This window comes from Ruegeria sp. SCP10 (assembly GCF_040329495.1).
GTDB lineage: Bacteria > Pseudomonadota > Alphaproteobacteria > Rhodobacterales > Rhodobacteraceae > Ruegeria.
The window spans coordinates 22,465-45,906 of sequence record NZ_JBDZYF010000002.1 but is presented as its reverse complement, the minus strand read 5'-3'; the positions used below and the strand labels follow the sequence as shown (position 1 = coordinate 45,906).

At 57.5% G+C, this 23,442-nt stretch carries 23 protein-coding genes; 15 read left to right on the top strand and 8 right to left on the bottom strand.

From position 1 onward, the window contains the following. Positions 1–3: 3 nt before the first annotated feature. Both ABLN87_RS06590 and regB read right to left on the bottom strand, forming a co-directional pair. On the bottom strand, positions 4–1,512 hold the full coding sequence (locus ABLN87_RS06590) for a PAS-domain containing protein (protein ID WP_353008448.1): 1,509 nt from the start codon (positions 1,510–1,512) through the stop codon (positions 4–6). Positions 1,513–1,580: 68 nt separating this feature from the next. Further along, the gene (regB, locus tag ABLN87_RS06585; protein ID WP_353008446.1) at positions 1,581–2,978 is read right to left on the bottom strand and encodes a sensor histidine kinase RegB; all 1,398 of its coding nucleotides are present in this window, start codon (positions 2,976–2,978) and stop codon (positions 1,581–1,583) included. 90 nt (positions 2,979–3,068) lie between these two features. Between regB and ABLN87_RS06580 the strand changes: the two genes are divergently transcribed. The 3 genes from ABLN87_RS06580 (at position 3,069) to ABLN87_RS06570 (ending at position 5,788) form a co-directional block, all read left to right on the top strand. Further along, entirely contained in the window at positions 3,069–3,692 is a 624-nt protein-coding gene (locus tag ABLN87_RS06580) for an SCO family protein (RefSeq protein WP_353008444.1), read from the top strand. Between the two features lie 83 nt (positions 3,693–3,775). After that, positions 3,776–4,330: an ActR/PrrA/RegA family redox response regulator transcription factor gene (locus tag ABLN87_RS06575; protein WP_353008442.1), complete on the top strand. Its 555-nt coding sequence runs from the start codon at positions 3,776–3,778 to the stop codon at positions 4,328–4,330. A 231-nt stretch (positions 4,331–4,561) separates the two neighbouring features. Further along, positions 4,562–5,788 (top strand): CapA family protein, encoded by a 1,227-nt coding sequence (locus tag ABLN87_RS06570; RefSeq protein WP_353008440.1) that lies wholly within the window; start codon positions 4,562–4,564, stop codon positions 5,786–5,788. Positions 5,789–5,802: 14 nt separating this feature from the next. Here ABLN87_RS06570 and ABLN87_RS06565 read toward each other — a convergent pair whose 3' ends face one another. Continuing rightward, positions 5,803–6,396, bottom strand: a complete 594-nt coding sequence (locus ABLN87_RS06565; RefSeq protein WP_353008438.1) for an HD family hydrolase — start codon at positions 6,394–6,396, stop codon at positions 5,803–5,805. A 207-nt stretch (positions 6,397–6,603) separates the two neighbouring features. Here ABLN87_RS06565 and ABLN87_RS06560 point away from each other — a divergent pair, with 207 nt between their 5' ends. The 3 genes from ABLN87_RS06560 (at position 6,604) to ABLN87_RS06550 (ending at position 9,174) form a co-directional block, all read left to right on the top strand. After that, positions 6,604–6,918 carry a hypothetical protein gene (locus ABLN87_RS06560; RefSeq protein WP_353008437.1) on the top strand — a complete coding sequence of 105 codons (315 nt, stop codon included), beginning with the start codon at positions 6,604–6,606 and terminating at the stop codon, positions 6,916–6,918. 104 nt (positions 6,919–7,022) lie between these two features. Beyond that, positions 7,023–8,411 carry an adenosylhomocysteinase gene (gene ahcY, locus ABLN87_RS06555; RefSeq protein WP_353008435.1) on the top strand — a complete coding sequence of 463 codons (1,389 nt, stop codon included), beginning with the start codon at positions 7,023–7,025 and terminating at the stop codon, positions 8,409–8,411. A 13-nt stretch (positions 8,412–8,424) separates the two neighbouring features. Continuing rightward, positions 8,425–9,174, top strand: a complete 750-nt coding sequence (locus ABLN87_RS06550; protein ID WP_353008433.1) for an extensin family protein — start codon at positions 8,425–8,427, stop codon at positions 9,172–9,174. Positions 9,175–9,205: 31 nt separating this feature from the next. Here the strand turns inward: ABLN87_RS06550 and ABLN87_RS06545 are convergent, their stop codons facing one another. After that, positions 9,206–10,282: an L-dopachrome tautomerase-related protein gene (locus tag ABLN87_RS06545; RefSeq protein WP_353008432.1), complete on the bottom strand. Its 1,077-nt coding sequence runs from the start codon at positions 10,280–10,282 to the stop codon at positions 9,206–9,208. Between the two features lie 92 nt (positions 10,283–10,374). Between ABLN87_RS06545 and ABLN87_RS06540 the strand changes: the two genes are divergently transcribed. Together ABLN87_RS06540 and ABLN87_RS06535 are read left to right on the top strand one after the other, a co-directional pair. Further along, complete coding sequence (locus ABLN87_RS06540) at positions 10,375–11,265, top strand: LysR family transcriptional regulator (RefSeq protein WP_353008431.1); 891 nt, start codon at positions 10,375–10,377, stop codon at positions 11,263–11,265. A gap of 115 nt (positions 11,266–11,380) precedes the next feature. Continuing rightward, positions 11,381–11,722, top strand: a complete 342-nt coding sequence (locus ABLN87_RS06535) for a DUF2853 family protein (protein ID WP_170534337.1) — start codon at positions 11,381–11,383, stop codon at positions 11,720–11,722. A gap of 228 nt (positions 11,723–11,950) precedes the next feature. Here the strand turns inward: ABLN87_RS06535 and ABLN87_RS06530 are convergent, their stop codons facing one another. Genes ABLN87_RS06530 through tsaD form a run of 4 tightly spaced genes read right to left on the bottom strand, consistent with a single transcriptional unit; the run spans position 11,951 to position 14,700 of the window. Further along, positions 11,951–12,373, bottom strand: coding sequence for an EVE domain-containing protein (locus ABLN87_RS06530; RefSeq protein WP_353008430.1), 423 nt, complete (start codon positions 12,371–12,373; stop codon positions 11,951–11,953). Further along, a complete protein-coding gene (locus tag ABLN87_RS06525) occupies positions 12,373–12,642 on the bottom strand; it encodes a YciI family protein (protein WP_353008429.1) in 270 nt (89 codons plus the stop codon). Before ABLN87_RS06525 ends, ABLN87_RS06530 begins: the two co-directional genes overlap by 1 nt. Before the next feature lies 1 nt (position 12,643). Then, positions 12,644–13,606, bottom strand: a complete 963-nt coding sequence (locus tag ABLN87_RS06520) for an NAD(P)H-dependent glycerol-3-phosphate dehydrogenase (RefSeq protein ID WP_353008428.1) — start codon at positions 13,604–13,606, stop codon at positions 12,644–12,646. Further along, positions 13,603–14,700, bottom strand: a complete 1,098-nt coding sequence (gene tsaD, locus ABLN87_RS06515; protein WP_353009243.1) for a tRNA (adenosine(37)-N6)-threonylcarbamoyltransferase complex transferase subunit TsaD — start codon at positions 14,698–14,700, stop codon at positions 13,603–13,605. The genes ABLN87_RS06520 and tsaD overlap by 4 nt, the downstream gene beginning before the upstream one ends. A 130-nt stretch (positions 14,701–14,830) precedes the next feature. Here tsaD and ABLN87_RS06510 point away from each other — a divergent pair, with 130 nt between their 5' ends. The 7 genes from ABLN87_RS06510 (at position 14,831) to ABLN87_RS06480 (ending at position 23,411) form a co-directional block, all read left to right on the top strand. Then, a complete protein-coding gene (locus ABLN87_RS06510) occupies positions 14,831–15,511 on the top strand; it encodes a uroporphyrinogen-III synthase (RefSeq protein ID WP_353008427.1) in 681 nt (226 codons plus the stop codon). Positions 15,512–15,565: 54 nt separating this feature from the next. After that, positions 15,566–16,840 (top strand): COG4223 family protein, encoded by a 1,275-nt coding sequence (locus ABLN87_RS06505; protein ID WP_353008426.1) that lies wholly within the window; start codon positions 15,566–15,568, stop codon positions 16,838–16,840. A gap of 10 nt (positions 16,841–16,850) precedes the next feature. Continuing rightward, the gene (locus ABLN87_RS06500) at positions 16,851–18,338 is read left to right on the top strand and encodes a heme biosynthesis protein HemY (RefSeq protein WP_353008425.1); all 1,488 of its coding nucleotides are present in this window, start codon (positions 16,851–16,853) and stop codon (positions 18,336–18,338) included. Positions 18,339–18,420: 82 nt separating this feature from the next. After that, entirely contained in the window at positions 18,421–19,518 is a 1,098-nt protein-coding gene (locus tag ABLN87_RS06495; RefSeq protein WP_353008424.1) for an MHYT domain-containing protein, read from the top strand. Between the two features lie 139 nt (positions 19,519–19,657). After that, positions 19,658–20,491 carry an FAD binding domain-containing protein gene (locus ABLN87_RS06490; RefSeq protein WP_353008422.1) on the top strand — a complete coding sequence of 278 codons (834 nt, stop codon included), beginning with the start codon at positions 19,658–19,660 and terminating at the stop codon, positions 20,489–20,491. Between the two features lie 11 nt (positions 20,492–20,502). Next, a complete protein-coding gene (locus tag ABLN87_RS06485; protein WP_353008421.1) occupies positions 20,503–20,997 on the top strand; it encodes a (2Fe-2S)-binding protein in 495 nt (164 codons plus the stop codon). Continuing rightward, a complete protein-coding gene (locus ABLN87_RS06480) occupies positions 20,994–23,411 on the top strand; it encodes an aerobic carbon-monoxide dehydrogenase large subunit (RefSeq protein WP_353008420.1) in 2,418 nt (805 codons plus the stop codon). The genes ABLN87_RS06485 and ABLN87_RS06480 overlap by 4 nt, the downstream gene beginning before the upstream one ends. Positions 23,412–23,442 lie beyond the last annotated feature (31 nt).

Here is a 23,442-nt window from a genome sequence, read left to right as displayed (position 1 = left end):
GGTTCAGGCGCTGATTTGTTCGATTGTAGGCTGCCTGCTGATCAGAGCCTCATGGCCAAATCGGACAATGGTCGCACCGTTCTGCATTGGGGTGACGGTACAGTCCAATTTCGTGCCGTCGCGCAAGCCAATCTCGGCCGTCCACTCGGTCCGGTTATCGCGCATTTCGATGAAATCGCGAATCTCACCCAAAACAGGTGTTGCGACACAGTGCTCCTGCCACTTCCGGGTGACATCCATGGCTGTTTCCGCCCGAAACCCCGCATCCGCCGGATCGCCCCATAGCTGTTGATAAGCGTAGTTTGTGAAGGCCAGCGTGCCGTCATCGGCAAACACCGCGATCGCATCCGCCAGCTTGTCAAAGATGGATTGCATCAGGTCCATTTCTGACCGGAAACGGCGGGTCAAGGTGATCTCGGCGGTGATGTCTTCGAACAAAAAGGCCACCGCGCCATCGGGATGTGGCCGTCCGCTGACCGAATAGACCGACCCTGAGGGCAAAGACCAGGTTTCCTGATAGTTTCCGTCCTCTGCCGCTTCGAGCAGATCGTTCATCTGATTGCGCCACGAGCGGTAGTTCTTTGGCTCTGGCATCATGTGTTGTTCGCGCAGCATATCAAAAAAGCTGGAGAGGCTGGGGCGACAGCTGAGAAAGTCAGGCGGTAACGTCGTCAGATCGATCAGTGCCGGGTTGAAAAGGGCCAGTTGGCGGTTGCGGTCGAAGATGGCCAGACCAATTGACAGCTGCGCAAAGGTTTTTGTCATCGTTTGAACGAATTTGCGCTGGGCGGTTTCAGCCTCGACAATGGCGTTGATGTCGACCGCGTAGCACAGGCAGCCTTGTTCGTCCTCAACCTGAGTCAAATCGAACCAAAGCTGACTGTCGCAATCATCAACCTTGACCGCGACACGGGCTTTGCCACTGGGCCCCGGTTTGTCGTCCGCGTTGGAAAACAGGGGCGCGGTCAGGTCCACGTCTGGGCCACGTGCCTTGCGCGCGACAGCAATATAGGCGGTGTTGCACCATCTGACCTGTCCGTTGTGATCCAGCAGCCAAACCGGATAGGGGGCCTGATCCATCGCATGACGGGTCGGGTCGTTGGGGTTGCGCATATGTGTTTCGGTTGGTCGGGTGGGTTCGTGCAGTTGCACCCGGACAATTCCGTCGATCCATTCGCACAAAACCTCACGCTCGACCGTGCAATCAATGGCCGAAACAACCAGATTTCCATGATCGCGCACCAAGTCAGGCGTTTCAGGGAAGGTGGGAAAATCCCGTTGCAACAGGCGGCGCAGACCGCTCCAGTTTTTGACATCGTCAAATCCGGCCAGGGCGATATCCGAATGGCTGATCAACCGAGTCCCGTCGAACAGGAAGACGGCGTCAAACAAGGACGCGTTTGAAAACAGTCCATAGCTTTCATCCCGCCGCGGGCGCCGCGGCAATAGCCATTGAACGGCCAGACAACATGAAACCAAACTGATTGAGGCCAGGATGATCCAGTCAGCCATAGGAAACCCCATGCCAGATTACGTGCTGGGATCAGACTATTGCTCCGATTGGTTAACGCACTATTAACTTACGCCCGAATGCGCTGGTTGCTGCCGGATGGCACTGGCGTGTCACCTTTTTGCGCGTCAATCATTTTGCGCGGCCATGAAACGCGCACGATGGCCCCCCGATGTGCCGGATTGTCCGACAAATGCTGATAGGGGTCTGAGCCATTGGCAAACTCAAGCTCGGCGCCACTGCGTTCTAGAAGGGTTTTGGCGATAAACAGCCCCAACCCCATCCCTTCGTATTCGGGGCGCGCGCGTTGGTCTGTCTCGGCCCGCCTGCGGCGCATGAACGGATCGCCGATCCGGCCAATCAGGTGTGAGGGATATCCACGCCCATCATCCATAATGCTGACGGTGATCTGATCCGTGGTCCAATGCGCCTCGACCCAGACATTGGCGCGCGAAAAATCCACCGCGTTCTGGATCAGGTTGCGCAGCCCGTGAATGATTTCGGGCTTTCGCAGGATCGAGGGCTGTTGCACATCCCCATCCAGCGCCGGGCCTTCGATGAAATGCACCAGCTTGCCGCGTTCGATATGCGGTTCCGCGGCCTCGTGGATAACGGTCGAGATCGGGGCCTGGCGCAAATGCAAATCGTCCTTACCTGCTCGTCCCATATCACGCAGGATATCGCGGCAGCGATCCGCTTGCTCGCGGATCAGGGCGGCGTCATCTTTCAGATCGGGGCGATCTTCAAGTTCTTCGATCAGTTCCGAACTTGTCAGCTTGATCGTGGCCAGCGGTGTCCCCAGCTCATGCGCTGCAGCAGCGACAACACCGCCCAGATCGGTCAACTTTTGCTCACGCGCCAGCGCCATATGTGCGGCTGACAGCGCTTCGGACATGGATTGCACTTCGGAACTGACACGATGCGAATAGGCCCCGATGAAGACGATCGCAATGATGATAGCCGCCCAGTTGCCGAACAGAAGAATATCGGGGATGCGCAGAATGAACCCGATATCGGTGCGCAGGGGCAGATGAAATTCAGCCAGTAAGGTGGCAAGGATGATGGCCACACCGCCAACGATCAGGGTAGAGCGCGTGCTCATAACATTGGCCGATATCGTGACGGGCCCCAACAGCAGCAGGGCGAACGGGTTGTTCAAACCACCGGTCAGATACAGCAGAAACGCCAGTTGCAGCAGGTCAAACAGCACCATCAGGAAGTTTTCGAACTCGGACAGGCGTTTGTTCTGCGGAAACAGGAAGATCGCCGTCAGGTTGCCGAGGACCGAGACTCCAACGGCCAGATAGCACAGCCCGAGCTCAAGCTGCACATGATAGGTTTGCTGGGCTACCGTAATGGCAGTGATCTGACCCACGATGGCCACCCAGCGCAACAGGATCAGTGTGCGTAGCCGGATCCAACTGCTGCGCTCCTGGCCGCGCCAAAACGTCTGATTGGAATCTGCCATGGGTCGATTATGTCCTGTTGCATCAGCTGTTCATCTTGATAGGTGTCCCGGCCGAAACGATCAACAATCCCTTGCGTATGGATATTCGTCATGACCCGCCTCTATGCAATTCTCGCAACTGTTGTCCTGGCTGTTGGCCTTGGGGCGATGTGGCTTTTGACACAAGGATCGGGGTTGGATGACAAATACGCCCAATGCCGGTCCAGCCAGATCGCAGGCGGGACCGCTGCGATTGGTGGACCGTTCGAACTGGTCAACGGTAAGGGCGAGACGGTCACTGACGCGGATGTGATCACCGAGCCGACGCTAGTCTATTTCGGCTATACGTTCTGTCCCGATGTCTGCCCGTTTGACATGTCCCGCAATGCCGATGCGGTGGATATTCTGGCCGAGCGCGGGCAATCGGTGACGCCCGTGTTCATCTCCATCGATCCGGATCGGGATACGCCCGAAGTGGTGGCCGACTATGCATTCAACCTGCACGAGCGGTTGATTGCCCTGACCGGATCGCCCGAACAGGTCAAAGCAGCCAGCCAGGCCTACAAGACTTACTACAAGGCCCACGATAAAAGCGACGAATCCTACCTTGTTGACCATTCGACCTTTACTTATCTGGTCACACCCGAGGATGGATTTCTGGAGTTTTTCAAACGCGACGACACGGCCGAACAAATGGCCGACAAGATTGGTTGCTTTCTCGATCAGGCATCCTGAGGACAAGCCGGTTTGACCTTTAGTGCGGCGCTGCTATTACTCATGTTCAAGCCAAAGGCATGAAATAACCGAAAGACCCAAGAATGGCAGACTCTTCTCAGCTTGATATCGGCCCGGACAAAACCTTGCTTCTGGTGGATGATGATGAGCCGTTTCTGAGGCGTCTGGCAAAGGCCATGGAAAAGCGCGGGTTCGAGGTTGAAACCGCCGGTTCCGTTGCCGCCGGTCGCGCCATTTCCACTGCCCGTCCACCTGCCTATGCGGTTGTCGATCTCAGGCTTGAGGATGGCAATGGGCTCGATGTTGTCGAAGTGCTGCGCGAAAAACGTCCCGATAGTCGGGTAGTGGTTCTGACGGGCTATGGTGCGATTGCCACCGCAGTGGCTGCGGTCAAGATCGGGGCGACAGACTACCTTTCCAAACCCGCGGATGCCACAGACATTACCAACGCGTTGTTGGCCAAGGGCGACGAGCTGCCTCCGCCGCCGGAAAACCCCATGAGCGCAGATCGCGTGCGATGGGAGCATATCCAGAGAGTCTATGAGCTGTGTGATCGCAACGTGTCTGAAACTGCGCGGCGTCTGAACATGCACCGCCGGACATTGCAGCGCATTTTGGCCAAGCGCAGCCCGCGCTGACGGGTTCACATGGCCAGGCTGTCGTCTGGTCGACCCCCTCCTGTCAAACTTTGAACATTGACCGCGCGCCCGTTCTGGTCGCGTTTTTGGCCTAGTTTTGCGACGGATTTACAGCGTCATATTATTCTGAGTATCGTTTTGTTAACCCTATTTATGCTACCGCGAGGACCTATGCATGTTGGTAATCTGCATGCGTACTAAAGGTTCGGAAATGATAAGTGAGAAACCCCAGTGTCCCTATTGCCAAACACGCCGTATGAGGCGCTGAAAATCTCGAATCCCGTTTTGAAAGGGATTGTCGCGCTGGTGACAAAATCGGCTGAAATATTTGGGTTTTGGGCGCGCCCGCGCAAGGGGGCGGCGGGCGACGTCTCGGAGATGAATTTGTTGGATAATCTGTACTGGGTTTATAAAAGTAAAAATCCGGTGCAATTACCCGAACCCGAGCTGCAAACTTCTGAGTTTATGCAAGCAAAGCATGTTCAGCTTGCGCCGCGCGTAGAGGGTGAAAAGGTCGAGAGGCTCGCGCTGAGTTTTGCGGGGGATATCCTGCGCACGCATCGGGCTGAGCCCGTGCAGGATCAGGTTTATGCACAGATCGAAGACTTGTTGTTCAAAACCGATATCGTCATCGCCAACTATGAATCGCCTGTTACAACCCAACCTCTGGTGGATGAAGTAATCGGCGATGCCGGCCCTCCTGTTGAATGTGCGTCAGAAGATCAGTTCGACGCATTGACCAGCCATAAGGGTCGGGCGATTGATGTCTTGAATCTGGCAAACAATCATATCTTCGATATGGGCATCGAAGGCGTGGAAACGACACTGGCCACACTGGCCAAGCGGAACATCCTGCCGATTGGAGTGAGTGAAGCCCCGGCTGACCCTGACGCGGCTAACATCATCGAACGAAACGGGATCAAGATCGGTTTTGCGTCCTGCGCGTTTGGAACCAATGGTCAAACTCTGCCTGATGGACGCGGCTATTATGTCAATCTGGCCAAGCTGACCTCCAAGCATCAGCCGCCCGATATCGAGCTGCTGAAAACGCAGATATCAAACGCAAAGGCTGCCGAATGCGATTTGATCATTGCGGTCCTTCATTGGGGTCACGAATTCGAGCTGTATCCACGACGGGTGCAACAAGAAGCGGCAGAAGAGTTGGCAGAATTTGGAGCAGATATCATTGTTTGCCACCACCCGCATGTGCCTCAGCCAATTCAGCTTTATCGGCTAAAGTCCGACACCGACAAAACAGTGCCTATTGCCTATTCGCTGGGCAGCTTGCTGTGGGGGTTCTCCCATGAAGATATCGCAAGCAGTGTGATATTGCAGGCGGAAGTCCAAAAATCCGGAAGCAAAACGACACTCACAAGTGTGACCGCCACACCTGTTCGATGGTTTGCCCACGAGTCTGAAGGGCGCATCATTCAGAGGGTTGAAAAGCTGGCGGATTAGTTCGAACGCTGCGTTCAAAGATTGCCCAGCAGCTGTTGATGCCGCTGCGTATATGCCAGTCGCACCTCAACCGGTGGCCGCAGCGTGATCTTCAAACCGTCCATAATGGCTTTATCCGGCCTCCCAAAGAACTTCGTCGCTTCAGATTCGGAAAATCCTGCGATCTGGGTCGCTTCCATCCACGCACTGATCTTGTCGGCCTTCTTGATTTGCCGTTTCACCGTCTTCGGAACCTCGGCGGGCAGCCCGAACCGGATGTGGATCGCTGCCATCAGGCGGTCATCCAACGCGCCGTAGCCCGCGCCGACGGCGGATTTAACGGGCGAGATCATATCACCAATCACATATTCCGGCGCGTCGTGCAGCAGTGCGGCGAGCTTCCATTTCGCCGGGGCATTGGGTGCGATCCGGCCATAGAGCTCTTCAACCAAAAGGGAGTGTTCGGCAACGGAATAGGCAAAATCGCCGTGTGTTTGCCCGTTCCATCGCGCAACAAATGCCAGCCCATGGGCGATATCTTCAATCTCGATATCCACCGGGGTCGGATCCAGCAGGTCCAGCCTGCGACCCGATAGCATCCGTTGCCAAGCGCGAGGTTGTGTTGCCATTCTGCCATGCCTTGTGAAGTGGGACACATTAAAATCACGATTTTCTGCTATGATGTACCTGTCAGGATCACCAGCTGCCAACGTTTTCTTGAGCATTCGTGCTTTGAAATGAAACGATGCGATCCCGACATAAAAACCGAGGGGGGCGCACGCTTCTCCCGGTGTGCTCCTCTCACACAGCGAAACGCGAAACGAAAGGAGTTTGTTATGTTTAAGCGTTTATTCGCCCTTGCCCTGACCTTTGGCATGGCCGCCACAGCCCCGCCTGCCTTTGCCCAAACCTGTGCAGAGCGCGCGCATGTGATTGCCAAGCTGCAGAAAAGCTACTCGGAAGAGCTGGCCTTTGGTGGTTTGCAGAAAACACGCGGCGCGCAGTCGGTCATGGAGGTCTGGACCTCAAAGGAAACGGGCAGTTACACCGTTTTGGTGACCCAGGCGAACGGCATTTCCTGTATTGTCGCCGTTGGCACCGATTTTTTCGAAGCGATCCCGAAAGTCAAAGTTGACGGCACGCCAAGCTAGTATCAGTGGCGTAACATCCCGTTTTCGGACATCTACATTGCCACCTGCCCCAAGGGATGCTAGGGGCAGCCACAGTGTGATTGACCGGAAAAATGGAGCGCCAGATGGCCGGGGACTATATCGTTAAAGACATTTCGCTGGCCGGGTTTGGCCGCAAGGAGCTGGATATCGCCGAAACCGAAATGCCAGGCCTGATGGCGCTGCGTTCGGAATACGGTGAAAGCAAGCCTTTGTCAGGCGCGCGCATAGTTGGTTCGCTGCACATGACAATCCAGACGGCCGTTCTGATCGAAACGCTGGTTGCCCTGGGCGCGGATGTGCGCTGGGCGTCGTGCAACATCTTCTCAACCCAGGATCATGCGGCTGCTGCGATTGCCGATGCGGGCATTCCGGTCTTTGCCATCAAAGGCCAGACCTTGGAAGAACACTGGGACTACTTGGACAAGTCCTTCCTGTTCGAAGATGGCCCGAACATGATTCTGGACGATGGTGGCGATGCTACGCTCTACATCCTGCTGGGCGCTCGTGCAGAAGCAGGTGAAGACATCATTCCTGTTCCGGGTTCGGAAGAGGAAGAGGTGATCAAGAAGCAGATCGCCAAGCGCATGGCGGCAAGCCCTGGTTGGTTCACCAAGATGCGCGACCAGATCAAAGGCGTGTCCGAGGAAACCACCACCGGTGTGAACCGCCTGTATCAGCTGGTCAAAGAAGGCCACCTGCCGTTCCCGGCGATCAACGTGAATGACTCGGTGACCAAGTCGAAGTTCGACAACAAATACGGTTGTAAGGAATCGCTGGTCGACGGTATTCGCCGCGCCACCGACACCATGCTGGCCGGTAAGGTTGCGGTGGTTTGCGGGTATGGCGACGTCGGCAAAGGCTCGGCTGCGTCACTGTCCGGCGCGGGTGCGCGTGTGAAAGTGACCGAGGTCGACCCGATCTGCGCGCTGCAGGCTGCGATGGACGGGTATGAAGTCACATTGCTGGAAGACGAAGTCGAAACCGCAGATGTCTTCATCACCACCACTGGCAACAAGGACGTGATCCGCATCGAGCATATGCGTGCGATGAAGGACATGGCCATCGTTGGCAACATAGGTCACTTCGACAACGAAATTCAGGTGGCCAGCCTGAAGAACCACAAATGGACCAACATCAAGGAACAGGTGGATATGATCGAGATGCCGTCGGGCAACCGCATCATTCTGCTGTCCGAAGGTCGTCTGCTGAACCTTGGTAACGCCACCGGCCACCCTTCGTTTGTGATGTCGGCGTCCTTCACCAACCAAGTTCTGGCGCAGATCGAACTATTCACCAAGGGTGATGAGTACGAAAACGATGTCTACATCCTGCCGAAGCATTTGGATGAGAAAGTCGCCCGCCTGCATCTGGATCGCATCGGCGTGAAGCTGACCAAGATGGACAATGAGCAAGCGGCCTATATCGGCGTGAAACCGGAAGGTCCTTACAAGCCGGAACACTACCGCTACTGATTGTCGTCTGACGATGACACAGAATTCTGGACGCCGCCGATACTTGTATCTGGCGGCGTCTTTCGTTTTTAGAATAGCCGTCGTTGCAATCCTTCTGGGTGGCGGTGGCTGGGCTCTGTTGGCGCATCCCAAAACGCCCGTGCCGTCACATTGGAACCCTTTGCGCGATCTTAGCGTAAAGGCTCCGGTCACACCAGTTACCAAATACCAGCTGAACCGCGCCCTTGCGGATGAGATGCAGTGCAGGTCCGCGCTGTCGGATGCAGGCGCCCGATTTGAGGCGATGGATGATCTGGTGGTCGATCAAAACTGCGGGATCACCGTGCGGGGGCTGTTGTCACAGCTGGTGACCTCGCGGATCGACGCGGTCGAGACCAGTTGTAAGACAACCCTGCGATTGGCGATGTGGGAGCACCATGTGGTGCAGCCTGCTGCGCGTGATTTCCTGGGTACGGGTGTAGAAAAGCTGCGCCACGCTGGCAGCTACAACTGTCGCCGTATGCGCACCGCGCAAGGTCAATCCAGCCGATGGAGCAGCCATGCCACCGCCGACTCGATTGATATCGTGGGGGTCGAACTGGCCGATGGGCGGGCGCTTTCGCTGTTGTCAGATTGGAGTTCCGCGGGACCAGAGGCCGCGTTTCTAAGACAGATCGGCCAGGGGGCCTGTGATTGGTTCCGCGTCGTTCTGGGCCCAGAATACAACCGCTTGCATGCGGATCATTTTCATCTGCAGGGCCCCGGCTGGGGGTTTTGCCGATAGCTTGCCGAGGCCTTGCTGGGTTAGAGCGTGATCAGCGCCCACTGACAGCGTCAGCCAACGCTTTGAATCGAACGATCTTGTAGATACCTTGCGAGGCATCTTCGCCCCCGTTCAAGACGGGCGAGCGGTGCAGTTCGTTGATGGTGGCATAGACATAGCCATCCGCTCCGATCGAGAACCCGTCGGGCCAGGGCAATTCGTCGTCTGACTGGTACAGCACCTCATAGCTGCCGTCGGGCTTCGTCACACCCAGCGCGTTGTCGGTCATTGCTGTGATGTAGACATTGCCGCCCGTGTCCACAGTGGACCCATCCGAGATCGGCTTGTCTCCATAGCGTTCCACCCGCGCTTCCAGGTCAGCATCGGACAAGCTTTTATCTAACAGGTCGGTGGTGCGGAGGCGATACATGGCGCTTGCAGTCATCGGGGCGAAATAAACCCATGTATTGGTCGGATCGACCGTGATCGGGTTGATGCCTATTTTTGCAGGGTTGCCGCCCAGCGTGATCTCACGCCCGTCGATCACCATCGGTGTATCTTCTGGGATCGTGTATTTTGATCCTTCAAGCACGCGTCGCGCGCGACCGGTTTCCAGATCGACCACGATAATGGCCGAGTTCTGGCCGTCGCCCGTGTCCGAGATATAGATCGCCTCATGATCCCGATCCACGGCCAGATCGTTCAGGAACGAGGTAGGCCGCGCCACTGGCGCACCGATGTAATGGATCGCATGCAAGGTTTCGGTATTGGTATCCCATCCCACGATTCGACCGGTCTGGTTCTCGCCCTGACCATCCAGCATCCAAAGAATGCCCTCCCGATCTGCCCGCAGACCCAGAACGCCGTTCAGCCCGTCCGCATCATCCTGTGGTGCGCGGGCCCATGTTTCAGTCGGGTAGGGTTTGGTCGACCCATCGGGCATCACTTCGACAATACGCAGTTCAGGCCCGTAGAATTCATGCACCGACATGAACATCCGCCCATCCGGCCCGATGGCCAGGTTTCCGGGTGGGATCGATTTGTCGAATTCCAGATACGTCTCCAACCCGTTCGCGAGGGTCGGAGTTGCCAGCGTCATCGCGCAGACCGCTGCGTAAAGTGATTTCATCGGGACCTCCTCTGATCGTGACAGAGCAGATATCATTTGATTTTTTCTTCGATAACTGCCTGAATTATGAAACCAGCGTTTGGAAATTTCGAATGTACCATGTGAATGATCTGCTGACTTTCGTCTCGGTCGCCAAAACTGGTGGCGTTGGGTCAGCGGCGCAGGCGCTGGGTATCTCAGCGGCGACTGTCAGCCACAGAATTGCGAAGCTGGAGGAGGTTCTGAACCTCAAACTCTTTCACCGCAACAGTCGCAGGGTTCAGCTAACCAACGAGGGGTTGATCTTTCTGGACCGGATCGAACCCCTCCTGTCGGATCTGCGCGAGGCCGAGCTGGAGGCTGGCAGCGGCAAGGGCGCCCTTCGCGGGCACCTGCGTGTAACCCTATCCCCGTGGATTTTATCCCGCTTTATCATGCCTTTGTTAGACGAGTTCCAGACCGAGCATCCCGACCTGACGATCGAGTTTCTGGCAGTGGACCGCTATGTATCATTGGTGGATGAAGGCATAGATTGCGCCATTCGTGTCGGAAAACTATCCGACAGTAACTTGAGGGCGCGCAAGCTATGCGACAATGACCGAATAATCTGCGCTTCCCCGGAGTTTTTTGCCCGTCACGGCACCCCGACATCTGTCGAGGATTTACGGCAAATGCGCTGGGCTTGTTTGCCTTGGCAAACCCGTTTCGACACCTATGAAGGACAGCTATCTGTAGCCCGGCGCATTGCGGTGTCGAATTCAGATATGCTGACCGATGCCGCTGTGCAGGGCTTGGGTCTTGCGGTCAAATCTCGGTTGGCCGTTCAGCGGGAATTGGAAGAGGGTGCGCTGGTTGAAGCGCTGTCGGGGTTACTGAAATCTCCTGCGGCTCCGATTTCATTCGTTCATGCAGGCAGTAACACGCCCGGCCGTAAGGTTCGGGCTTTCTCTGAGTTAGCGGATCAAGCGTTTCGTGCGGCTTCGCGAAAGCGTCTCTCCGCTTAGGGGGAAAGCTTGGAATTTTTCCCTTTGTGTTGAAAACACTTGTGATTAACCTTCCCGCACCTGTTTCAAGGATTTGAGTAACCGCAGCCAGGACTGCTGATAGGGAGACTGTTTAATGGGAAAACGCGACGACTTGATCGCCAAATATGCCGATGACCTGAAGAACAAATGTGGCATGGATCCGGATATGGACCTGCTGACCAAGGTCACAATCGGTTGTGGCCCTGCGATTTATGATGCGGATGCATCGACTGTTGCCGCCAGCCAGGACGGTGAAATTGAGACTGTCAAAAACAACTTCCTGATCAAAAAGCTGGGCCTGTCCGATGGTCCGGAACTGATGGAAGCGATCAACAAAGCCCTGGAAACCTATGGCATGTCCGAACGCAACAAATACCGCGCTGTTGTCTACTACATGCTGACCAAGCATTTCGGAAAAGAATCCGTTTACGGCTGATCCAATCCAACCAAAGATACAAACGCCCGCTTGTCCCCAAGGCGGGCGTTTTGCATTTGAGACAGAGTTTAAGGACTTGCCGTTTGAAACCGGGCCCTTGCCCGGTCTATAGATAGTTCAGTGACCAGGACGGTCAGAACCAGATATTTCCAGATGCGTGTGGTGAGTAGGGAGCACGCGGGGTAGGGAAGGTTCTGTATCGTTCAGGGCCTTCCCTTTTATTTGTTCCTAATCGGCCTGCGTATTCCCCAATGCGCAGATCACATCCCATTCCGCATCGCTGACGGGCTGAACGGACAGGCGTGAGTTTCGCACCAACACCATCTCGGACAGCCGCTCATCGGCTTTGATCTGATCCAGTGTGACCGCCTGCGAAAACGGGCGCACTGCTTTGATGTCTACGCATTCCCAGCGTGGGTCGTCGGTGGTGCTGTCTGGATGGGCCTCGGCGCAGACCTCGACAATCCCAACAATCGCCTTGTCTTTCTGAGAATGATAGAAAAACCCGCGATCGCCGACGGCCATCTGCCGCATGAAATTCCGGGCTTGATAATTGCGCACGCCATCCCATTCTTCGCCTGCATCGCCCTTAGTGACCTGCTGATCCCAGCTCCAGGTCGAAGGTTCGGATTTGAACAGCCAATATGCCATCAGCCAATCACCCGTTTCCAGGGGATCAACTCGACCGAAGCAAACAGCCCGGCTTTGGCATAGGGGTCATTGTCCGCCCAAGCCTGCCCGGCGGCGACGTCTTCGACATCCAGAATGATCAGTGATCCGATCATGGCGTCTCCGTCCAAAAGGGGACCGGCCTGTGAGACGACGCCTGTTTCCTCGATATAGGCCAGATGGGCCGATCGATTGTCCAACCGCGTTTGCAAGGCGCCGTCTTTGTCTTTGGCGATCAGTGCGATGAGCATTCTATTCCTCCTTCAGGGGTCGACCCAGCAATGACTGAATCGCTTGTGCCACACTGTAGGCACCGTCGCTGAGTTCCGCCACCGTTGTGCTGATCGGCATATCAAGCCCTTCGGCTTTGGCAATTGCAGCCACGGCACGTGCAGTAGCGACGCCTTCGACTGTGGTGCCTATGTTGAAAGGCCGATTTAGACCCAAACTTTGACCAAAACGATAGTTTCGGGACAACTCGGACGAGCAGGTCAGGACCAGATCCCCCAGCCCGGACAAGCCCATCAATGTCTCTGCCTGCGCACCGCGCTGGGTGGCAAAGCGCTGCATCTCGGCAAAGCCGCGCGTAATCAGGGCAGCCCGTGCGCTGTCACCCAAACCCGCGCCGATGGCGGCTCCGCATCCAATCGCCATAACGTTTTTCAGTGCTCCACCCAGTTCGGCGCCAGTGGTATCAGTTGTACGATACAGGCGTAGGTTGGTGGTGGTCAGCCGGGCTTGCAGATCTTTGCCCAAATCCGCATCCGCGCAGGCCAGAGTCAGTGCAGTCGGCAAACCGCGTGCGATGTCGTCCGCAAAGCTGGGCCCGGTTAGCAGCGCGGGTTGCGCGTCCGGGATAGTTTCACGGATCACCGCCACGGGGCCAAGGCCGGTGGACAGTTCAATCCCTTTGCAGCAGGCAACCAGCGTTTTGCCTGCCATGGCCGATTTGTACTGCTCCAAGGCCGTACGCAGCTGTTGCATGGGCACCGAGACCAGCAGCACATCGGTTTGACATGCCTGATCGATTTGCGTTGTCACGCTAATCTGGGGCGGCAAAGTCACGCCGGGCAGGCGTTGCGCGTTTTCGGCCGTTTCTTGCATCGCTCTCGCCTGCGCAGCATCGCGAGACCACAAGGTCACTGGCCCGTTACCCGCTAGCGATATGGCCAAGGCGGTTCCAAATGCGCCGGAACCCAGAACAGAAACACTCATGCCTTCGCCCCTTTCTTGCCGCTGCCCAACATGGCCGGGCTAGTTTGATCCAGGGGCCAGCGCGGGCGGGCTGTCAGGTCCAGACCGTCCCGCGCACCGGCGCGAAAGCGTTCCAATCCGGCATAGGCAATCATGGCTGCGTTGTCGGTGCAAAGGGCCAAGGGAGGGGCAGTAAACCTGGCACCCATTTCATCGGAAACAGACTCTAATGCTGCACGAATGGCCGAGTTTGCAGCAACCCCGCCCGCCACAGCGATCACAGGCTCTGTGGGGGTTTGTTCAAGATACAGTCCAATGGCGCGCCGTGTTTTTTCAGCCAGCGTGTCTAGGATGGCTTGTTGGAATCCGGCGCAAAGGTCGGCGCGGTCCTGACGGGTCAGCCCCCCTTTCTCTGCTACGATTTGATCCCGCATGCGCATCAGGGCTGTTTTCAAACCAGAAAAGGACAAATCGCAGCTAGGTCGATCCAGCAGCGGGCGCGGAAACCGGAACCGCTTGGGATCGCCTGACCGAGCCTCGGCCTCAACCGAAGGCCCGCCGGGTTGGGGCAAGCCCAGCAACCGTGCGGTTTTGTCAAAGGCTTCACCTGGCGCGTCATCGATTGTGCCCCCCAGACGTGTGAAATCCTCGGGCCCATGCGCGATCAGGTATTGGCAGTGACCGCCCGAGACCAGCAACATCAGATAGGGAAATGATACCCCGTCAGTCAGGCGCGGTGTCAGGGCGTGGCCCGCCAGATGGTTGACGCCGATCAGCGGCAGCCCGGTCGCGGCGCTGATCCCCTTGGCGCACATCACGCCCGACATGACACCGCCGATCAACCCAGGCCCGGCGGTCACGGCGATGGCATCAATATCGCCAAGGGCCAATGCGGCTTCATCCAACGCCTGCATCACGCAGATATCCAGCTTTTCAGCATGAGCGCGCGCCGCAATCTCGGGCACGACACCGCCATAAGCGCTGTGCAAATCGGTTTGACCATGCACAACCGAAGACAAGATCTTAGCCGGTGTACCATCGGTTTGCCGCACCACGGCCGCGGCTGTATCATCACAGCTGCTTTCTAACCCAAGGATGGTTAGTGTTTGCACCATTGGCCCGTTCCGTTGCATCATGATTGGCATGCGGGGTATCACCCTGCGCGGATGCAAACAATCCCATGGCCAAAGGCGCAGATCGTTGTATTTGTTGATGACCCGCCCGCGTGCTGCCTCGGAGAGGTTTGTGGCGCAGCTGCCAACCCGCACCAGATCACGGGTCGAGGTCATTTATTCCCCTATTCTTGAAATTAAGCCGCTGCCCGTTCAGGTGCAGACCGACGATATCCAGGGGTTGGTTTTTTCCTCGGCCAATGCGGTGAACGCGGCGGCTTCGTTGGGGGTCAGGCGCGATCTGCCGGCCTTCTGCGTGGGCCCTACGACCACCGGCACCGCAAAGGGTGCCGGATGGGACGCGCAGATGATGGGGGCCACCGCCGAGGAGTTGGTGGCGACGCTGTTGCGTGCCCGGCCGACAAGCCCATTGTTACATCTACGTGGGGAACATAGCCGGGGCAACGTGGCCGATCGGTTGACGGCACTGGGCCTGACCACCCAAGAACAGCCCGTCTATCAGCAGCTTCTGTTGCCGCTGAGCGATGAGGCCGCAGCAGCCTCAATCGGTGAAAGGCCGGTCATCGCGCCTTTGTTTTCGCCTCGGACCGCGCGACAATTTGCCGATATTTGGGTCGGAACTGCCCCCTTGTGGCTGGCTGCAATCAGCGAGGCGACTGCAGAGCCCCTTAAAACCTTGGGGTTTCAGCGATTGAAGATTGCCAAAGAACCCACACCCAAGCGCATGCGTAAAGCCGTTAAAAAGCTTGTGAAACACGCGATGCGGGTTGAGGGCGAGCCGGGTGCAGATTAACTTGGACCAGTCTGTAGTTCTGGTGATTTTAGAATCGATAAGGGGAATGTGACGGTGGCGGGCAAAAAGAAAACCGATCAGAAACCGGTGGAAACCCCGATATCGGACGATCTTGTGGACGAGGGTGCCGTAGAAACGGCTGAGCCTTTGGAAGATGCACCGCTTGACCAGGACGCCCCTGGCGAAGACCTGACTTCCGAAGCCGAAGCCGAAGCCGAAGCCGAAGCCGAAGCCGAAGCCGAAGCCGAAGCCGAAGCCGAAGCCGAAGCCGAAGCCGAAGCCGAAGCCGAAGCCGAAGCCGAAGCCGAAGTGCCCGCTGAAGAAACCTCGCCGGTTCCAGAACAAGCCGCCGAGCCAGTTGTCGAAAAGCGCGGTGGGTTTGTGCCCGCACTGATCGGAGGCATCGTCGCCGCAGCCATCGGGTTCATCGCGGGACGCGCCGACCTGATCCCGTCGGGCGAAGCCGACCCTGCCCAGGCTATTGCAGCGCTGGAAGCAAAATTGGCAGATCAATCCGATCAGATTGCGAAACTTGCCCAGGCGTCTGAAACCTCGGGTCTTACGGATCAAATCAAAGCCTTGTCTGACAAGCTAAGCCCGGTCGAAACCGACTTGGGCGCAGTGAAATCCAGCGTTGAAGCGCTGAGTGCACAAGTCGGGCCATTATCGGATCGGTTGAATACGCTCGAAGCGAACCCGGTCACCTCAAACGCGTCGCCCGAAGCAACCGCCGCATTTGAGGCCGAATTGTCCAAGCTGCAAGACTCATTGGCCGCACAACGGGCTGAGGTTGAAAAGATGGTTGCGGATGCGCAAGCGCTTGAGGCCAAAGCCTCGGCCGAGGCGCGCGCGGCGACCAATGCCGCGATCTTGTCGCGCCTGCGTGGTCAGATGCAGACCGGCGAGCCGTATCAAGACCTTGTGACTGAGCTGAAAGCAGGTGGTGTGGACGTTCCGGATGCTCTGTCCGGCCCATCAGAAAGCGGCGTTGAAACACTTTCGTCATTGCGCGCGTCTTTTGATCCGGTTGCGCGGACAGCGTTGGCCGATGCCCGGGACGCGGATAAGGGCACAGGCTTTGTCGCCTTCCTGCAGCGTCAGACCGGTGCGCGGTCGGTGACGCCTCAGGATGGGGACGACCCGGATGCCATTCTGTCGCGTGCGCAAGCCGCTCTTGCCTCGGGCGATCTGAACGGGGCGTTGACGGAACTGAAATCACTGCCCGAAGCGGCGCAGACCGCAGTGGCCGAGTGGGAGCAGGCGGCACAGACGCGGGTCTCTGCCGTAGAGGCCGCGAATACGCTCGCGTCCAGCCTGAATTCGAACTGAGGGACCTTCCATGCTGTGGTCATTGTTTAAAATCCTTGTTTTCGTTGCGATTATCGGACTGTTGGCCCTCGGCGCCCAGTTCTTAATGCAGACCAGCGGAGGCGTGCAGATCACTGTCGCGGGAACTGAATACACGCTGGGCCCGCTGCAATCGGTCATCGCGCTGGGCTTGCTGGTTTTTGCGGTCTGGCTGTTCTTCAAACTGCTCAGCCTTCTGATTGCGACACTGAAATTCCTCAACGGCGACGAAACCGCCTTGTCGCGTTATTTTGATCGCAGTCGCGAACAGCGCGGCTATCAGGCGCTTTCTGACGGTCTGATGGCGTTGGCTTCGGGCGAGGGGCGCGTGGCAATGACCAAGGCGAACAAGGCCGAGAGATTGCTGAGCAAGCCGGAACTGACCAACCTGCTGGTTGCTCAAGCTGCCGAAATGACCGGCGACACCAAGAAAGCCTCAGAGACCTACAAGAAGCTGGTGACCAATAGCGCGACCAGGTTTGTTGGTGTGCGGGGCATCATGAAGCAGAAGCTGGCCGAAGGGGATCAGGACACCGCGCGCAAACTGGCTGAGAAAGCCCTGGCGATCAAACCGCGCCACGAGGAAACGCAGGACGTATTGTTGAACCTTCAGACCAAGGCCCAGGATTGGGCTGGTGCGCGGTCTACTTTGAACGCAAAGCTCAAGGCGGGGTATCTGCCGCGCGATGTGTTTAAGCGGCGCGATGCGGTTCTGGCCCTGTCCGAGGCCAAGGATATCCTGAACGAAGACGCCAGTGTGGAACAGCAGGAACGCGCGATTGAGGCCAACCGTATGTCGCCCGATCTGGTGCCTGCCGCTGCAATGGCCGCGCGGGCCTATATCGAAAAAGGCAAACCCCGCGCCGCAACGAAGATCATCAAAAAGGCGTGGGAGGCTCAGCCGCATCCCGACCTCGCCCATGCGTTTGCCGAGATCGCGCCGGATGAGTCTGCTGAGGACCGAATCAAACGCTTTGCGGCGTTGACCCGCATTCATCCTGAACACCCAGAAACCCGCCTGATCCTGGCCGAGCTGAACATCGTTGCCGAAGACTTCCCCGAGGCGCGCCGCGCACTGGGTGACGTGGTCAAACAGCAGGCAGATGCGCGTGGCTACACCTTGATGGCGGCGATTGAACGGGGCGAAGGTGCGTCGGACTCCGTGGTACAGGGCTGGCTTGCAAAAGCCCTGACTGCGCCGCGCGGGCCGCAATGGGTCTGCGACAATTGCCAGCATATTCAGGCGGAGTGGACCCCGGTCTGCGACAATTGCGGCAGTTTTGACACGCTTAGTTGGAAGGTTCCGCAAACACCCGAGATCACCAGCGCAACCGGTGTTCACATGTTGCCGCTAATCGTCGGCGCACTGGAAGATAACTCCGAGACCGAGGACGAGACCGACGCTGGCGAAGCAGAAACAGCGGATGTGATCGAACTGGATGTCGAACCGGTCGACGAGAAGGTTGAAAAACAGGCCTGACACTGCTTGTGGGCAGATGATTGTCCCAGCCAATTCCGTTTGCTAACGTCGCCCTCGTGTCGGGGAGGGCACCCAAATCTGAATGTTGGACTATTCGCATAACCCCTGGCTGGTGGCTGCGTCACTGGCTGTGGCGTTGATGGCCGGGTTTACCGGGCTGTACCTGACGCATGGCGCATCGAAACTGGATGATCAAAAGCGCAAATTCGTGGTCGCGCTAGCCGCGGTTATTTTGGGCGGCGGTATCTGGTCGATGCATTTTGTTGCGATGCTGGGCCTGCAACTGCCGATCCTGTTTTATTATGACGCGTTGATCACATTGATCTCAGCTCTTGTGGCGATCCTGATGGTGGGACTTGCGTTGCTGCTACTGCATTTCCGACCTCGCACGATGCAGACTATGGTGACGGCAGGTGTGATCGTCGGCCTTGGCATTGTGGTGATGCATTATGTCGGCATGGCCGGGATGGAGCTGTGCCGCCCCGTCTATACCTTCTGGGACATTGCGATTTCGACCGTGGCTTCGGTGGTTCTGTCGGTGCTCGCGATCTGGGTGGCCTATGACAACCGTACCCAGCGCAACATTTTGCTGGGCACTGTGTGTTTTGGTCTCGCCGTCTTCACGATGCATTTCGTAGCCACTGGTCTGACCGATTTTGTAGCCAGCGACAATGCGGGCGGAGCGGGGCCTGCGCTGAACAATCAGGTGCTAGCGATGGGGGTGACCGTTTCGGTTTTCCTGATTTGTGGGGCTTTCCTGTTGACCGGAATCACCTTCATCGGGCCTCAGCCCGCTGATGTAACCCCGATGCCAGACCCCGCGCCTGAACCTCAGCCAACGGCATTGCGCGCAGGTGTTCCGTTCGAGCGCGAAGGACAGACCTTCTTTACAGACGCCGGTAGCGTGGCCGCCATCCGGGCCGAAGGGCATTATACGGTGCTTTATATGGGGGGCGAGAAACTCTTCTGTCCCTGGTCAATTACCGAGGCTGAAACGCGCCTGAAACCCGACGGGTTCTTGCGGGCGCATCGCAGTTATCTGGTGAACCCGAAACATGTGTCGAGTTTTGAGCGGCACAAGGACAACGGAACCTGCTATTTCGACGGTGTTGATGCCTTGCCAAAGGTACCAGTCAGCCGATCCAGACTGACGGCAATCCGCGACGCACTGGGCCTATGATCGCGACTCGTGCAGCTTATTCGCAATTCGTGAAACAACCGGCGCGCCCTGTTTCACGCCACTGGCGGCGATAGCGCCGGGTCCTCTTTTCTTTCCTCAGGTCCCCCAAGGCATACCGCTCGGACCCAGGGAGGAAAACATGATACCAGCCGGTTTTGAGTATCACCGGCCAGGCGACATCGCCTCGGCCATTGGCATTCTGCAAGAACATGGAGACGAGGCGCGCGTGATCGCGGGCGGGCACAGCCTGATCCCGATGATGAAGCTGCGCATGGCAGAGATGGGCCATCTGATCGATCTTCAGGCGATTGATGAGCTGAAGGGCATCGAGGTCGGATCCGACACTGTGGTCTTGGGTGCCATGGTCACGCAGCATGATTTGATCACGCATGACGGCCTGGCCTCGGCGATCCCTCTGATCCGCGAAGCGGCGTTGCAGATCGCCGATCCGCAAGTGCGTTACATGGGCACTGTTGGCGGCAATGTGGCCAATGGCGATCCGGGCAATGACATGCCGGGTCTGATGCAATGCCTGAACGCGACCTTTCATCTATCGGGTCCGGACGGAGCGCGCGACGTCGCTGCGCGCGAGTTTTACGAGGCGGCCTATTTCACAGCGCGCGAAGATGAGGAAATTTTGACCCGCGTCTCCATTCCCGCGCCGGGTGCGGGTGTCGGTCAGGCCTACGAGAAGCAAAAGCGCAAGATCGGCGACTATGCGACTGCGGCTGCAGCGGTGATGGTTGGCAATGGCACAGCCTCGGTCGCAATGACCAATCTGGCCGATACGCCCATCTGGTCAGAAAGCGCAAGCAATGCGCTGGCCGATGGCGATGTAAATGGCTGCGTTGCGGCAATGCTCGATGCGATCGACCCGATGGCCGACAACCGCGGCCCCGTCGAATTCAAGAAACATGTGGCCGCCGTGATGCTGCGCCGCGCCATCGACCGTGCGCAGAATCGCGCGGGTTGAGGGGGGAAACCATGTCTAAAATGCACGTAAAACTCACCGTGAACGGCAAAGAGGTCGAAGGACTGGCCGAGCCGCGCACGCTGCTGATCCACTTCTTGCGGGAAGATTTGAAAATCACCGGTCCTCATATCGGTTGCGAAACCAGCCATTGCGGGGCCTGCACCGTGGATATTGACGGCAAGTCCGTCAAATCCTGCACCACCTTCGTGGCTCAAGTGAATGGGGCCGATGTCACCACCGTCGAAGGCCTCACCAATGATGACGGCAGCCTTGGCGTTCTGCAGGAGATGTTCCGCGAACATCACGGGCTGCAATGTGGTTTCTGCACGCCGGGGATGATTACCCGTGCGCATAGGTTGCTGCAGGAAAACCCGAACCCGACCGAGGAAGACATCCGCTTTGGTATGGCTGGCAACCTCTGCCGTTGCACAGGCTATCAGAACATCGTTAAGGCGATCTCGGCCTCGGCTGACATGCTGAACGCTCAGAAGGAGGCTGCGGAATGAACGACCAAACCCTGACCCCCGAAGAACGCGCCGCCAATCTCAAAGGGATGGGTTGTGCTCGCAAACGCGTGGAAGACGTGCGTTTTACCCAAGGCAAAGGCAATTATGTCGATGACATCAAGTTAGACGGGATGCTGTTTGGCGCTTTCGTCCGCTCGCCTTATGCCCATGCCCGCGTCGTCAGCGTGAATAAAGACGCCGCGCTGGCCGTGCCCGGTGTGGTTGCCGTGTTGACCGCCGAAGATCTGGCGCCGTTGGGTCTGCATTGGATGCCGACGCTGGCGGGTGACAAGCAAATGGTTCTGGCCGACGGAAAGGTTCTATTCCAGGGCCAGGAGGTTGCCTATGTTGTTGCTGAAAACCGGTATATCGCAGCGGACGCGGCAGAGTTGGTCGAGGTTGAGTACGAAGAACTACCCGTCCTGACCGACCCGTTCGAGGCGCTGAAATCAGATGTGGTCTTACGTGAAGACCTGGAAGGACAGACCGAGGGTGCCCATGGGCCGCGCAAGCACCACAATCACATCTTCACCTGGGAACAGGGCGACAAAGACGCGACAGAGGCCGTTTTGAGCGAGGCCGATGTGGTCGCCGAAGAGATGGTTTACTATCATCGCACCCACCCTTGCCCGCTGGAAACCTGCGGTTGTGTTGCCTCAATGGACAAAGTGACGGGCAAGCTGACGTTATACGGTACCTTTCAGGCTCCGCACGCGATCCGCACTGTCGTATCGCTGATTTCTGGTCTGGCCGAGCACAATATCCGGGTGATCAGCCCCGATATTGGTGGTGGATTTGGCAACAAGGTGGGGGCCTATGCGGGCTATGTCTGTTCGGTTGTGGCTTCGATTGTCACCGGCCAGCCGGTGAAGTGGGTCGAAAACCGGATGGAGAACCTAATGTCCACCGCGTTTGCCCGCGACTACTGGATGCAGGGCAAGATCGCGGCCACCAAGGATGGCAAGATCACTGGGCTCTGGTGTCATACCACGGCGGATCACGGTGGCTTTGACGCCTGTGCGGACCCGACTAAATTCCCGGCTGGGTTCATGAATATCTGCACCGGGTCCTATGACATCCCAACTGCCTATCTGGCTGTGGATGGGGTCTATACCAATAAAGCTCCGGGCGGGGTGGCCTATCGCTGTTCGTTCCGCGTGACCGAGGCGGCGTATTTCATCGAACGCATGATCGAGGTTCTGGCGATCAAGCTGAACATGGACGCGGCTGAACTGCGTCGGATCAACTTCATCAAGGCCGATCAGTTCCCTTATCAGTCCGCGCTGGGCTGGGAGTATGACTCGGGCGATTATCACACGGCTTGGGACAAGGCGCTGAAAGCCGTGGACTATGATGGTTTACGGGCGGAACAGGCGCAACGGATCGAGGATTTCAAAGCTGGCAAAACCCGCAAACTGCTGGGTATTGGTCTGACGCATTTCACGGAAATCGTGGGCGCGGGTCCGGTGAAAAACTGCGACATTCTCGGGCTGGGGATGTTCGACAGCTGCGAAATCCGCATTCACCCCACGGGTTCAGCCATCGCGCGGCTGGGGACGATCTCTCAGGGCCAGGGCCATGCCACGACCTTTGCCCAGATCATCGCCAGTGAGATTGGCCTGCCCGCTGATGACATCACGCTGGAGGAGGGTGATACCGATACGGCTCCTTATGGTCTTGGAACCTATGGGTCTCGGTCGACACCTGTGGCCGGGGCTGCAACGGCAATGGCCGCGCGCAAAATCCGAGCAAAGGCGCAGATGATCGCGGCTTATCTGCTTGAGGTCCACGACAATGACGTCGAATGGGATGTGGATCGCTTCGCTGTCAAAGGCGCGCCCGAGCGGTTCAAGACGATGAAAGAAATCGCCTTCGCCGCCTATAATCAGGCCATTCCGGGGCTGGAACCTGGTCTGGAGGCCGTCAGCTACTATGACCCGCCGAATATGACCTATCCGTTCGGGGCCTATATCTGCGTCATGGAGATCGACGTGGATACCGGTGAATGGGACGTCAGACAGTTCTATGCGCTGGATGATTGCGGCACCCGGATCAACCCGATGATTATCGAGGGGCAGGTCCACGGTGGCGTGACTGAAGCGCTGGCCATCGCTATGGGACAGGAAATTGCCTATGATGAGATGGGCAATGTGAAGACCGGCACGTTGATGGATTTTTTCCTGCCGACCGCATGGGAGACGCCGAACTATACGACCGATCATACAGTCACGCCCTCTCCGCACCATCCCATTGGTGCAAAGGGTGTGGGAGAAAGCCCGAATGTTGGCGGTGTACCCGCGTTTTCGAACGCGGTTCATGATGCCTTCCGGCCCTTTGGCCTTGTCCAGAGCCATATGCCGCATGACCATTGGCGGATCTGGAAGATTGCCAACGGGTTGGGGATGCACGGGTGATTGGGTTCGGATCGGCTTGACCGATCCGACC